Source organism: Polynucleobacter hallstattensis (assembly GCF_018881835.1).
Classification (GTDB): domain Bacteria; phylum Pseudomonadota; class Gammaproteobacteria; order Burkholderiales; family Burkholderiaceae; genus Polynucleobacter; species Polynucleobacter hallstattensis.
This window is the reverse complement of sequence record NZ_JACVPO010000001.1, coordinates 1,146,339-1,159,363: the sequence shown is the minus strand read 5'-3', so window position 1 is coordinate 1,159,363 and position 13,025 is coordinate 1,146,339. Positions and strand designations below refer to the sequence as shown.

Here is a 13,025-nt window from a genome sequence, read left to right as displayed (position 1 = left end):
CTTGTTTGGAATGAGCATGGCTCGAGCTTTTATTGGATTTGGTGGCAATATCGGTGACACGCGTCAACTGATTACTGATGCGATTGTGTGCCTCGCGCAGCGTTGCGAGCTCCAAATACTAGCTAAAAGCTGCTTTTACCAAAGCGCGCCCTTCGAAGCCACCGGCGGAGACTACATCAATGCAGTCATTGAAATTGAAACGCAATTAAACCCTTATGGCCTTTTGCACGTGTGCCAAGCAGTCGAACAAGAATTTGGGCGCGAGCGTCCTTACGCTAACGCACCCCGAACGATTGATCTAGATATCCTATCCTTTGAGGGTGTATCTCAAACGGATACCGAACTTACAATCCCCCACCCTAGAATCATTGAGCGCTCGTTTGTCCTGCTTCCCTTGCTAGAAATTGCCCCAGATTTCTTTTTACCCAATTTGGGCGAACTCAAGGCGTATTTGCCTAAGGTAGCCGATCAGCGCATTGAAAAACTCTCTTGCCGCAACTGTAATTGCGGTGAAAAACAGGTTTATAGCCGATCAGCGCATTAATTCATTAAACTCACGCCATGGGTTACCTGCAAGGCGAAAAGCCAATTACGATTTCTAAACTCCTCGCCATGCGTGCTGAGGGTGAAAAAATTGCCATGCTGACGGCATACGATTCAACCATGTCAGCCTTGTTAAATCGCAGCGGGGTGGAAACCATCCTGATTGGGGACTCCTTAGGCAATGTGATTCAAGGTCACTCCAGCACAACACCAGTAACTGTTGAGCATGTGGCTTATCACACTGAATGTGTCGCTCGAGCTAACACCCATGCATTCATCATTGCTGACCTACCTTTTGCCAGTTATGGTGACCCCGTTCAAGCCTTAGATTCAGCAGCAGAACTCATGCGCGCTGGTGCTGACATGGTCAAACTTGAGGGTGGCGATTGGCAAATCGACATCATTCAGTATTTAGTAGAACGTAGTGTTCCTGTTTGCGCCCATCTAGGACTATTGCCACAGTCTGTTCACATCCTAGGTGGTTATAAGGTTCAAGGTAAATCGAAAGATGCTGCAAGCCTCATGCTTGAGCAGGCAATTGCTTGCGAGCAAGCTGGCGCACAAATGATTGTGCTCGAAGCAATCCCCTCCTCACTGGGTAAGCTGATTACCGAATCACTCTCCATTCCTACCATTGGAATCGGTGCAGGTGCGAATTGCTCAGGTCAAGTATTAGTATTGCAAGATATGCTGGGCATCAGCCCTGGAAAGCCACCAAAGTTTGTTAAAAACTTTATGGATGGACATGCCTCAATTGAGGCAGCAGTCAAAGCCTATGTTCGGGAAGTGAAATCCGGAAAGTTCCCCGGACCCGAACACGGCTTTGCTGGATAAGCCTGAGCTAGTAGTTAACTAAAAAAACTTTTTACGCCGTCGAACCAACCTTTTTGATGGGGGTTATGTTTATCGCCACCCGATTTGAGGCTATTGTCAAAACTCTGCAGTAATTTTTTCTGTTCATCAGTCAACTTCACTGGAGTCTCGATCGCGACGTGGACAAAGAGATCACCTACGATAGTTGAGCGCAAACCTTTAATGCCCTTGTTGCGCAAACGGAATGTTTTTCCAGTTTGCGTACCCTCAGGAATCGGAAACTCAACGCGCCCTGAAAGCGTTGGGACTTCAATATCCCCACCAATCGTTGCAGTTGCAAATGAGATTGGCATCTGAACATGCAAATCACTACCATCACGCTCAAACACTTTATGAGGCTTGACTCTCACTTCTACATAAAGATCGCCGGATGGTCCACCATTGACGCCGGGCTCGCCATTTCCAACGGAGCGCACACGCATACCATCATCAATACCCGCAGGAATTTTGATTTCAAGCGTCTTTTGTTCTTTATGTTTACCGCTGCCATGGCAAGTCTTGCATGGCTTCGGAATATATTCGCCCGTACCACGACACTTGGGGCAAGTTTGCTGCATTGAGAAGAAACCTTGCTGGACACGGACTTGGCCATGACCGCCACAAGTAGTACATCTCTCGGCTTTGCTACCAGGTTCAGCACCAGTGCCATGACACGGCTTGCAATTACTCCAGCTTGGTACCCGAATTTGAGTTGTGTAACCCTCGGCAGCTTGCTCGAGAGTGATTTCCATGTTGTAACGTAAATCAGCGCCTTTATATACCTGCGGTCCTGACTGACGTCCGCCACCCTGACCAAAAATATCGCCAAAGATATCTCCAAAAGCGTCAGCGAAACCGCCACCGCCAAAACCACCGCCACCAAAACCACCTGATTGATCGAGGCCAGCGTGCCCATACTGATCATATGTAGCGCGCTTATTTGGGTCCGTTAAAGTTTCATAAGCCTCTTTAACTTCTTTAAATTGCGCTTCTGCTGTTTTGCTATCGGGGTTGCGATCAGGGTGATGCTTCATCGCCATTTTTCGATAAGCTTTTTTTAGCTCCTCATCGCTAGCGCCTTTAGCAACTCCAAGGACCTCGTAATAATCGCGTTTACTTGTAGACACAAAATTCCTCTCAACAACCTCAATGACACAAGTCGGCACGTGGCCGACTTGTTATTTAAGTACCTCTTAACTACGTTAAATGACTTTCAATCCCCGGGATTATTTCTTGTCATTCACTTCTTTGAAATCCGCATCCACTACGTCAGCATCGGGAGCTGCACCTGGGGCACCACCGGGGGCTGCTCCTGGAGCACCACCAGCCTTAGCCTGTTCTGCAGCCATGGCCTTTTCACCCAGCTTCTGACTTGCTTTACCCAAAGCCTCAGTCTTGGCCTCAATAGCAGCTTTATCGCTACCCTTGATAGCTTCGTCCAATTCTTTCAGGGCAGCTTCGATTGCTTCTTTCTCAGAAGCCTCCAAAGCGGAACCATGCTCCTCCAAAGCTTTCTTGGTTGAGTGAGCCAAAGCATCAGCAGTGTTGCGTGCCGTTACTAATTCCAATGCTTTTTTATCTTCATCAGCATTCGCTTCAGCATCTTTTACCATGCGTAAAATTTCTTCTTCAGTCAAACCTGAGTTTGCCTTAATAGTGATCTTGTTCTCTTTGCCAGTCGTTTTATCTTTTGCAGTTACATGCAAAATACCATTAGCATCAATATCAAAAGTCACCTCAATTTGCGGCATACCGCGTTGTGCTGGGGCAATGCCTTCCAAATTAAACTCACCGAGCAACTTGTTGGCAACAGCCATCTCACGCTCACCTTGGAAGCACTTAATAGTTACCGCAGGCTGGTTATCTTCCGCTGTAGAGTAAACCTGTGAATGCTTCGTCGGAATAGTCGTGTTCTTCGGAATCATCTTAGTCATCACGCCACCCAAGGTTTCGATACCCAAAGACAATGGAGTTACGTCCAAGAGTAGGACGTCTTTACGATCGCCAGACAATACCGATCCCTGAATCGCGGCACCAACTGCAACCGCTTCATCTGGGTTCACATCTTTGCGTGGCTCTTTACCAAAAATTTCTTTTACCTTGTCCTGAACAGCGGGCATACGGGTTTGACCGCCAACCAAAATTACATCATCGATATCAGCAGGATTTACGCCAGCATCTTTAATTGCAGTCAAGCAAGGACCAGCCGTACGATTGATCAACTCTTCTACTAAAGATTCCAACTTAGCGCGGGTCAGCTTCAAGTTCAAATGCTTAGGGCCGCCAGCGTCAGCAGTCACGTATGGCAAATTGATCTCAGTTTGTTGTGCAGATGACAATTCGATCTTGGCTTTCTCAGCAGCATCTTTTAAACGCTGCAATGCCAATACGTCTTTACTCAAATCTACGCCTTGCTCTTTCTTGAACTCAGCAATGATCCAGTCAATGATGCGCTGGTCAAAATCTTCGCCACCCAAGAATGTATCGCCGTTAGTTGAAAGCACTTCGAACTGCTTCTCACCATCTACGTTAGCAATCTCAATAATGGATACGTCGAATGTACCGCCGCCCAGATCATATACGGCAATCTTGCGATCAACCTTGTCCTGCTTGTCCAAACCGAAGGCTAATGCCGCGGCAGTTGGCTCATTGATGATGCGCTTTACATCTAAACCAGCGATACGACCTGCATCTTTAGTAGCTTGACGTTGACTATCGTTGAAGTAAGCAGGAACAGTAATCACTGCCTCAGTCACTTCTTCGCCGAGGTAATCTTCGGCAGTCTTTTTCATTTTGCGCAGAATTTCTGCTGACACTTGTTGTGGTGCCATTTTTTTGTCACGCGCCTCGACCCAAGCATCACCGTTGTCCGCTTGAACAATTTTGTAAGGCATCAAGCCGATGTCTTTTTGTACTTCCGCATCAGTAAATTTACGACCCATCAAACGCTTTACTGCGTAGATGGTGTTTTTAGGATTGGTTACTGATTGGCGTTTTGCAGGTGCGCCAACCAATACTTCGCCGTCTTCAACATAAGCGATGATGGAAGGAGTTGTGCGACCGCCTTCTGCGTTCTCGACAACCTTAGGTGCATTGTTTTCAACAACAGAAACGCACGAGTTCGTGGTTCCCAAGTCAATTCCGATAATCTTTCCCATAATGGCTCCAAAAAATTAAGTTAGGTGTTATTTCGTCAAACTGCGAATAATTCGATAAGGAATAAATGGGGTCGAAGCAGAGAAATTCAAGGGTTGAAAAGCAAAAAAGGCAGATTTCTGCCCTTTTTATCTTTTTTGACCCAGAAAACCCCATTTAGAGGCTTTTAATACCTTATTTAGGCGCGCTCACGGTTACTAAGGCTGGGCGCAAAATCCGATCAGCGATGGAATAACCTCTCTGGAGCACTGAAACCACGGTATTGGCCTCTTGATCCGAAGGAACTGAAGCAATGGCCTGGTGGTGGTGAGGATCGAACTTGTCACCTACAGCAGGATTAATCTCAGTCAAACGACCTTTTTCAAAAGCAGACAGCAGTTGTTTTAGGGTGATCTCTAGGCCCTCTTTAAATGCTTTGGCATCTACAGCCTCTGCATTCAGGGCTGCGTAGAGACTGTCTGTTACCGGTACGAGGTGTTCAGCAAAACCTTCAATTGCAAACTTATGCGCCTTTGAGACATCTTCAGCGGCTCGGCGACGAATATTTTCACCCTCGGCCTTGGCGCGCAGATAGTTATCTTGCATCTCGCTTAGCTTTTGATTTAACTCGGCAATTTCTTGCTCTGGAGTCTTTACTTCGGTATCTGCAGGGGCTGCTTGTGCACTAACTTCAGCCTGAGGATCAGGAGCAGTATGTTCTTGCTCGGGAGATGGATTTTGATTTTCTTGGGTCATAGATGCAAATTCACTTTTCTATCAGGATGGCTACTTCTGAACAATATGGGGCCAATTTAGGCAATTTCAAGTGTGCCAAGCTTTAAGCAATCTTCGTTTTAGCTAACTCAGCCAAGCGGTCACGCTCCTGTAATACTGCATCAGACTCAACACCTAAACTCCAACCAGATAGATGCTGATGGGCAATGTCGTACATTGCATCGATCCACTTTGGATTGCTATTTAAGCAAGGAATATAGCGGTAGTCTTTGCCACCATGCTCCAAAAAGATTTCACGCGCCTCCATTGCGATCTCTTCTAAGGTTTCTAAGCAATCTGCCGGAAATCCTGGGCAAAAAATATCTACTCGTTTGCAGCCTGTTTTACCTAACTCTTCAATCATTGGGGCCGTATAAGGCTTGAGCCACTCCGCCTTACCAAAGCGAGATTGAAAAGTAACTAAGTATTGTCCAGGTTCTAGACCCAATGACTCACCAAGTAAGCGGCCAGTTTTCAAGCACTCGCAATGGTAGGGATCGCCCTTCATTAAATTACGCTTGGGTAATCCGTGGAAAGACATTACAAAGCGATCACCAGCAGCAAAATCTGGGCGACCATCTTTATCCCATGCACCAAGTACTTGGTCACGTAATGCTGAAATATATGCAGGGATATCGTGGTAGTACTTAACCAAACGCAACTCGGGTTGATTACGCCAAGTCCCCAGTACGCGAAACACTTCATCAAAACTGGAGGCAGTAGTAGTCGCAGAGTACTGTGGATATAGTGGCAATAACAATAAACGCTCCATGCCCTGTGCCTGCAGAGCTTCCAAGGCTTGCTGAGTTGAAGGTTCACCATAACGCATGGCTAAATCTACCAGCACTACTTCACCGTGGCTTGCGAATTTCTCACCTAACTCTTTTGCTTGCAGGCGGGAGTAATGCATCAATGGAGAACCCAATTTTGGCAACCAAATGGAAGCGTATTTCTTTGCAGAAGCACCACTACGAATCGGCAAAATAATCCCATTCAAAATACACCACCAAATAATGCGGGGGATTTCTACAACGCGTGGATCAGATAAAAATTCCTTGAGATAAGCCCTTACCGCTTTAGCAGTTGGTGCGGAAGGAGTGCCCAAGTTGAGCAATAACACTGCTGTCTTAGAGGGGCGTAGGTGGGGATTTTGATTCAAGGAAGATCCGTCTTTATTAAAGAGAGCTAAAAAATATAATGACTATTAAGAACTTATTGGCGCACTTAATGCGCCCGATAACAACTTAGAGGTGATGTCGACAATCGGAATCACCCGATCGTATGCCATACGAGTAGGTCCAATCACGCCAAGGGTGCCAACAATCTGACCATCTACACTGTAAGGTGCACTAATCACCGCCAAATCTTCATAAGGCAGCAAATCACTTTCGCCACCAATAAAGATTTGAATACCATCGGCATGACTAGATACATCTAGCAACTGCATGAGGACCGACTTTTGCTCCAGCATATCGAACATCTTGCGCAGCTTATCCAAATTCGTACTGAGATCGCCAACGTTGAGCAAGCGCCGCTCACCTGATAGCAGCATATCTCCTTGACCCATACCGTAATCACTAACGCCACTGTGCAATGCCAGAGCCATCAGCCCCGAGATATCGCTTCGTAAATTATCCAAATCAGAGGCAAGATGCGCACGCACTTCTGCAAAGCTCTTGCCGGCAAACTGAGTATTGATGTAATTTCCAGCTTCAACTAGCTGACTTGGGGTGTAGTCCTGCGAAGTAGGGAGGATGCGGTTTTGAACATCGCCTTCAGGTGTAACCATGATGAGCAGGATTTTGCCCTCACCCAGCCTCAAGAATTCAATATGCTTAAAGACCTGAGCTCGCTTGGGCGTCATCACCACCCCGGCAAAATGGGTCAAATTAGACAGGATTTGCGCAGCGGAGTTCAGTACTCTTTGCGGTGAATCTGGCAAAAGCCCTTTTTCCATCTCACGGGCGGCAATTTCCTCTAGGGGGCGAACGGTCACCATCGTATCTACAAAGAGGCGATAGCCCCTAGGAGTTGGGATGCGGCCCGCTGAGGTATGGGGGCTGGTTACTAGACCCATTTCCTCTAAATCCGCCATGACATTGCGAATCGTGGCCGCAGAAAGATCCAGTCCCGAGAATCGAGATAGGGTGCGTGAGCCAATAGGCTGCCCCTCTTCGATATAGCGCTCGATGAGGGTTTTCAGTAAGGCGCGGGAACGATCATCCATGGTGGAAGGGATTTTATGCGTATGGTTTAATCGTTATATGTTAAGCCCATCCCCAAATTCCAGCAAAAAGGCCTTTAGCCGGGTTGCGCTTGTCGGCAAATATCAGGCTGACGGCATGCAAGAGCGTCTTAAAGACCTGGCAGCACTACTTGGCCACCAAGGCTGCGAGGTCTTTATTGAAAGCGCCACCGCAAGCCACCTCAGCCTAACCACCTACCCGATCAAAAAAGTAGAGGGGTTTGCGGGAGCCATTGATTTAGCAGTGGTTTTAGGTGGTGACGGAACAATGCTGGGGATTGGACGCCAACTGGCCGGGAGCAATGTCCCCTTGGTTGGTATCAATATGGGCCGCTTGGGCTACATGACGGACATCCCGATTCAGAACGTTCAAACGGTTTTGTCACAAATTATTGCTGGCGACTACGAAGCGGATACCAGAACGCTACTAGATGCAGTTGTGATACGTGATGGCAAAAAAATCAATCAAGCTCTTGCCCTCAATGATGTAGTGGTTAATCGCTCCGGAATCTCAGGAATGGTCGAGCTTGCGGTGCGCGTCAACGGTTCATTTATGTATAACCAGCGATCAGATGGCTTGATTGTGTCTACCCCTACCGGCTCAACTGCTTATGCCCTTTCCGCTGGCGGACCAATCCTACATCCACGGGTTGCCGGAATTCTATTGGCACCAATTGCACCGCACTCTTTATCCAATCGCCCCATTGTCTTACCGCAAGATATTGTGGTGAGTATCGAGGTGGTTGATGGTAGAGAAGTAATTGTGAACTTTGATATGCAATCACAAACGCATTTGCAATCAGGTGACATTATTGAAGTCAGTCAATCTCAAAAAACCATCACCCTACTTCACCCTCGCAGCCATAGCGACTACAAAACCTTGCGCGAGAAGTTACATTGGAATGAGTATCCATCGACATTCTGATGTCGAATTTTTTGGTACGCTAAAGCATGCTACAAACACTATCGCTTCGCGACTTTGTCATTGTTGACCAGCTAGAACTCGACTTTTCCTCTGGGTTTACAGTCCTGACTGGTGAAACAGGCGCCGGTAAATCCATCCTCTTGGATGCGCTTGCTTTGGTATTAGGCGAACGTGCAGATAGTAGCCAAATTCGTGAAGGCTGCAGTCGTGCAGAAATTAGCGCGCTCTTTCGGATTGACGCACAGCAAATTAAACACTTCAATCAATGGCTAGATGAGCAAGGCTTTCCAATTGAAGACGATGGGAAAGGTCTTTTACTGAAAAGAACTGTAGAGGCCAATGGCCGTAGCCGCGCTTTTATTAATGGTAGCGTAGCAACCTTGGCGCAGCTGCGAGAAGCAGGTGATCAATTGGTAGATATTCATGGTCAACATGCACATCAACTACTGCTCAAAGGTGGCGCGCAACGTGAACTATTGGATCGCCACGCTAATCATCTAGATCTTGTTACTGAGGTCTCCCAATTATTTAAAATCCTCAGTGACTCGCGTCGCAAACTAGAGCAAGCTGAAAATGCTGGGCAAGATATTGAACGTGAGCGCGAGCGTTTGGAATGGCAATTAGAGGAGCTCACTGAACTCTCTCCGCAAGAGGGTGAATGGACCACCATTCAAGGTGAACATGCTCGCCTAGCGAACGGCGCAAAAATTATGAGTGGCTGCCAAGAGGCAATTGATGCTCTAAGCGATGCGGATAACTCTGTCGAATCTACCCTCTCTAAGGCTAGCGCAAATATAGGCGCCCTAGCCGAACATGACTCCGCACTCAGTGAGATCAGCCAAGCCTTAGAGTCAGCCCAAATTCAGATAGATGAAGCGGTGCATGGCCTCAATCGTTATTTACAAAAACTGGATTTAGATCCTGCGCGTCTCAATGAAGTGGAGGAGCGTATGCAAGCGCTGCATGGTGCAGCCAGAAAATACCGCACCGAAGCAGATGACTTACCAAAGCTTCTTTTAGATACTACCGAGCACTTAGAGGCATTAACTGCCTCGCAAAATATAGAAGCCTTGCGCGAGAGGGTGAAACAAGAAGAGCTTGCCTATCTCAAGCAAGCAAAGCAACTCTCACAAAAACGTAACAAGGCTGCGCAAGATTTAGGTAAGCAAGTTACCACTGCGATGCAGGACCTATCGATGGCGGGCGGGCAGCTGGAGATTGCCTTGCTACCTTTGGCCGAAGGTGGCGCCCATGGTCTTGAACAAATTGAGTTTCTAGTTGCAGGTCATGCTGGAAGCACTCCGCGCTCATTAGCAAAAGTAGCTTCCGGCGGTGAGTTAGCGCGTATTAGCTTAGCTATTAGCGTCATCACTAGTAAGGCGTCCTTTACCCCTACACTGATATTTGATGAAGTTGATGCGGGTATTGGTGGCGCCGTTGCTGAGACCGTTGGGAAGTTATTACGTCAACTTGGCGGGTCACATCAAATTCTGTGTGTGACTCACTTGCCACAAGTGGCTGCGCAAGGTAATCACCACCTCAAAGTAAGCAAATCTCAAGCGGGTGATAAAACTCTATCACAGGTCATGCCACTTGGAAGGTCCGAGCGAGTAGAGGAAGTTGCGCGCATGCTGGGCGGAGCAACGATTACCGACACTACACGCCGACACGCTCGTGAGCTACTAGAGCAAAACTAAACGGGTTCAGCATCCGAAGGAGCCAGAAATATTTCTTGCCATAAAGTGAGCACTACCCCTCTTGCTTGCACCAGTTGTGGCTCAAGTCCCAAATCTACCCGCGTCTTTTCTGCACCATCTAAACGCAAGCGATGTTGGCGCGCCCGAAGCAAACGATAGGCATCCCCCACCTCTTGCGCTACTGAAGCTTGAATTAAGCCCGCCTCTCCAGCAATCCGAAGTAAGGCAATGTTTCCCAGATTACCAATCAGCTGTGGATAAGCACTTGAGAATGCTAAGACTAAAAATTGCACGATAAATTCAATATCCACCATACCGCCGGCATCATGTTTCAAATCAAAGTCGGGGCTGGGGTTTGGATGTCCAGCATGAACCTTGCGACGCATCTCTAAAATCTCGTGGCGCAGTTGTCCGACATCACGCTTCTGACTTAAAACGTCAAATCGCACACTATCAAAAAATTCTCCAACTGCTCTTGATCCCGCCGAGGATCTAGCTCGTGTCAGAGCTTGATGCTCCCAAACCCATGCGGCGTTGTCACCCTCCCGCATCTGGTACTTCTTAAATGCATCGGCATTTGTTACCAGAAATCCAGCGGAACCATTTGGGCGAAGTCGTGTGTCGATCTCAAAGAGACTCCCGGCCGACGTGTAAGCGGTTAACCAGTTGATCATCCGCTTAGCGAGTAGCGCATAAATTTCTTGGGCAGCAAAATCAGCCTCTTCGGCTTGATACAAGAAAACCAAGTCCAAGTCGGAGGCATATCCCAACTCTTTACCACCCAACTTGCCATAAGAAATTACTGCGAATGGCGCAGTCGCATCAAGCGGTAATGCAAACTTCTGGGCAACGCTAGGCCATACCCGCTCAAAAGTGGTCTGCAATATCAAGTCTGCCAAAGCAGATAGATGATCACTCACCTTCTCAACCGAAAGCTCGTGATCCATGCCAATTCCTAAGTCTGCGAGCAAAGTGATAAAGGTTTCGGTGTGATGGGTAATGCGCAAAATATCCATCGCCTGCTCTGAGCCATCACCATCTGCCATCACGTCATCCAGACGCATATCCAAGGTCGCCTTTACTTCCTGCCAATACTGTTCAGGATCTTCAATCAGGGCTTTCTCAGTACGCGAGTTGAGCAAATAATCCAAGAGATGAGGATGCCGAGTTAAATATTGCGCACCCCATTGAGAGGACTTGAGCAAAGCCAATACATTGAACAGCGCCTGAGGATATTCAGACAAGATGGAGAGATAGGCGCTGCGCCTTGCAACCGCTTCTAACAAATCAAAAAAGCGAAGCAAGGTTTGATCTGCGCTAATCACAATAGGCTGATCCACTTGCAAGTTCTCCGCAGCTTTGCGAATGAGGTTGTTAAAAATAATTCTACTTTTTTCTGGTAACTGTCTTTGCTTAGAGCTATCAGCCCAAGCCAACCATCGGGTAGCAGACTCTGGGAATAGGGTGGCGTCAGGCTCCCAGCCTGCCGGAAGAGAGGTATTGTCTAAACGTGCAGCATCATCGAGTACAAAAGCTTTTTCAAAATGCTGAGCTACTGCCGTTTGGTGTGTGTCGAGCTCAGATAAAAAACGAGCTTGTTCTTGAGTCTGATCAGGGCCGACCATACTAGCTGCCAAGCGAGCACGAGGGGCCTGATCCTCGGGCAAATAGTGTGTCTGCTGATCCTCCCAAACCTGAATCCGATGCTCTAAGCGACGTAAGTAAACGTAAGCCACCTTTAAATCATCAATTTCTGTGGCAGGCAAAATACCCTGCTGCTTTATTAACTCCAATACCTCCAGAGTAGGTCGAATACGAAAGCGTGGATCCGTGCCACCACGCATCAATTGAAACATTTGCGCTAAGAACTCAATCTCACGAATGCCGCCACGACCCAACTTAATATCTCTAGATCGACCATGATGATTCGATGAACGCTTCTCAGCCTCATGCTGTATCTGCCTATGCAATTCACGGATAGAAGCAATCACACCGTAATCTAAATGACGGCGATAAACAAAAGGGCGAATCAGCTGATCGAGCTCACGCTCACAATAAGCAAAGGAGGATGAGTCAGGTAAAGGTGAGATCAACCTGCCTTTAATCCATGCATAGCGCTCCCACTCTCTCCCCTGTACCAAGAGATATTCTTCGAGCATATCGAGACTACAGACCAAAGGCCCAGAATCTCCATTGGGTCTTAAGCGCATATCCACCCGAAATACAAAACCATTAGCGTCATGCTCAGCTAATAATTTAATCAGACGCTTACCCATTCGCGTAAACCACTCGTGATTCGACAGGCTCTTGGGCCCACCCTGAGTATCACCTTCGTGCTCATACAAAAAGATCAAGTCGATATCAGAAGAAAGGTTGAGTTCTAGCCCACCCAACTTACCCATACCCACCACCATTAAAGGCATCTCTGAATCCGTGACCCGACTCCAAGGCAAGCCAAAACGACGCTGTAGATCTTCTCGACTATAGACAATCGCAAGGGCTATTGCCTCCTCAGCAAAATGACTCAGTGCATGCGTTACCTCACTGAGGTCAGCCATGCCATTGAGGTCTCGGAAGGCAATCCAGAGCATGAGGCGTTGCCTAGCCAGCCTCAGATCCGCCATAAATTGAACCTCATCTTGCTCGGGGGCGGCTAAAGCATCTTGGCAAGGACTCAATAAATCCCTGATTCCAATCGCATCCACTTTTTGGGCGCCCTGAGAACGCAGCCAATCAGACCAGTCAGGGCGAGAATGAAGCCAGCGTTGCGCATAGCTAGAGTGCTGCTTTAGAAATTCAAGTTGGGCGGCAAAATCGGTCATTTCTCCATCTTAATCCGACTCTAGACTCAAAC

The 13,025-nt window shown here is 47.6% G+C and carries 10 protein-coding genes; 4 read left to right on the top strand and 6 right to left on the bottom strand.

Annotated elements, in window-relative coordinates:
- Positions 1–16 precede the first annotated feature (16 nt).
- A complete protein-coding gene (gene folK / locus ICN26_RS06075) occupies positions 17–544 on the top strand; it encodes a 2-amino-4-hydroxy-6-hydroxymethyldihydropteridine diphosphokinase (RefSeq protein ID WP_216267544.1) in 528 nt (175 codons plus the stop codon).
- A 17-nt stretch (positions 545–561) separates the two neighbouring features.
- Entirely contained in the window at positions 562–1,377 is an 816-nt protein-coding gene (gene panB / locus ICN26_RS06070) for a 3-methyl-2-oxobutanoate hydroxymethyltransferase (protein ID WP_216267543.1), read from the top strand.
- 14 nt (positions 1,378–1,391) lie between these two features.
- On the opposite strand, the gene dnaJ is transcribed toward panB, so the two are convergent.
- The 5 genes from dnaJ to hrcA all read right to left on the bottom strand — a co-directional run bounded on the left by dnaJ (position 1,392) and on the right by hrcA (position 7,531).
- Positions 1,392–2,522 carry a molecular chaperone DnaJ gene (dnaJ, locus tag ICN26_RS06065; protein ID WP_216267542.1) on the bottom strand — a complete coding sequence of 377 codons (1,131 nt, stop codon included), beginning with the start codon at positions 2,520–2,522 and terminating at the stop codon, positions 1,392–1,394.
- A 99-nt stretch (positions 2,523–2,621) separates the two neighbouring features.
- The gene (gene dnaK, locus ICN26_RS06060) at positions 2,622–4,553 is read right to left on the bottom strand and encodes a molecular chaperone DnaK (protein ID WP_046330755.1); all 1,932 of its coding nucleotides are present in this window, start codon (positions 4,551–4,553) and stop codon (positions 2,622–2,624) included.
- A 172-nt stretch (positions 4,554–4,725) separates the two neighbouring features.
- Positions 4,726–5,286, bottom strand: a complete 561-nt coding sequence (grpE, locus tag ICN26_RS06055; RefSeq protein WP_216267541.1) for a nucleotide exchange factor GrpE — start codon at positions 5,284–5,286, stop codon at positions 4,726–4,728.
- Between the two features lie 82 nt (positions 5,287–5,368).
- Positions 5,369–6,463: a ferrochelatase gene (gene hemH / locus ICN26_RS06050; protein ID WP_216267540.1), complete on the bottom strand. Its 1,095-nt coding sequence runs from the start codon at positions 6,461–6,463 to the stop codon at positions 5,369–5,371.
- Between the two features lie 45 nt (positions 6,464–6,508).
- Positions 6,509–7,531 (bottom strand): heat-inducible transcriptional repressor HrcA, encoded by a 1,023-nt coding sequence (hrcA, locus tag ICN26_RS06045; RefSeq protein ID WP_046330758.1) that lies wholly within the window; start codon positions 7,529–7,531, stop codon positions 6,509–6,511.
- Between the two features lie 37 nt (positions 7,532–7,568).
- Here hrcA and ICN26_RS06040 point away from each other — a divergent pair, with 37 nt between their 5' ends.
- Both ICN26_RS06040 and recN read left to right on the top strand, forming a co-directional pair.
- A complete protein-coding gene (locus tag ICN26_RS06040; protein ID WP_216267539.1) occupies positions 7,569–8,474 on the top strand; it encodes an NAD kinase in 906 nt (301 codons plus the stop codon).
- 26 nt (positions 8,475–8,500) lie between these two features.
- On the top strand, positions 8,501–10,171 hold the full coding sequence (recN, locus tag ICN26_RS06035) for a DNA repair protein RecN (protein ID WP_216267538.1): 1,671 nt from the start codon (positions 8,501–8,503) through the stop codon (positions 10,169–10,171).
- On the opposite strand, the gene glnE is transcribed toward recN, so the two are convergent.
- Positions 10,168–12,993 (bottom strand): bifunctional [glutamate--ammonia ligase]-adenylyl-L-tyrosine phosphorylase/[glutamate--ammonia-ligase] adenylyltransferase, encoded by a 2,826-nt coding sequence (glnE, locus tag ICN26_RS06030; protein WP_216267537.1) that lies wholly within the window; start codon positions 12,991–12,993, stop codon positions 10,168–10,170. The two genes, recN and glnE, sit on opposite strands and share 4 nt — an antisense overlap.
- Positions 12,994–13,025: the final 32 nt, after the last annotated feature.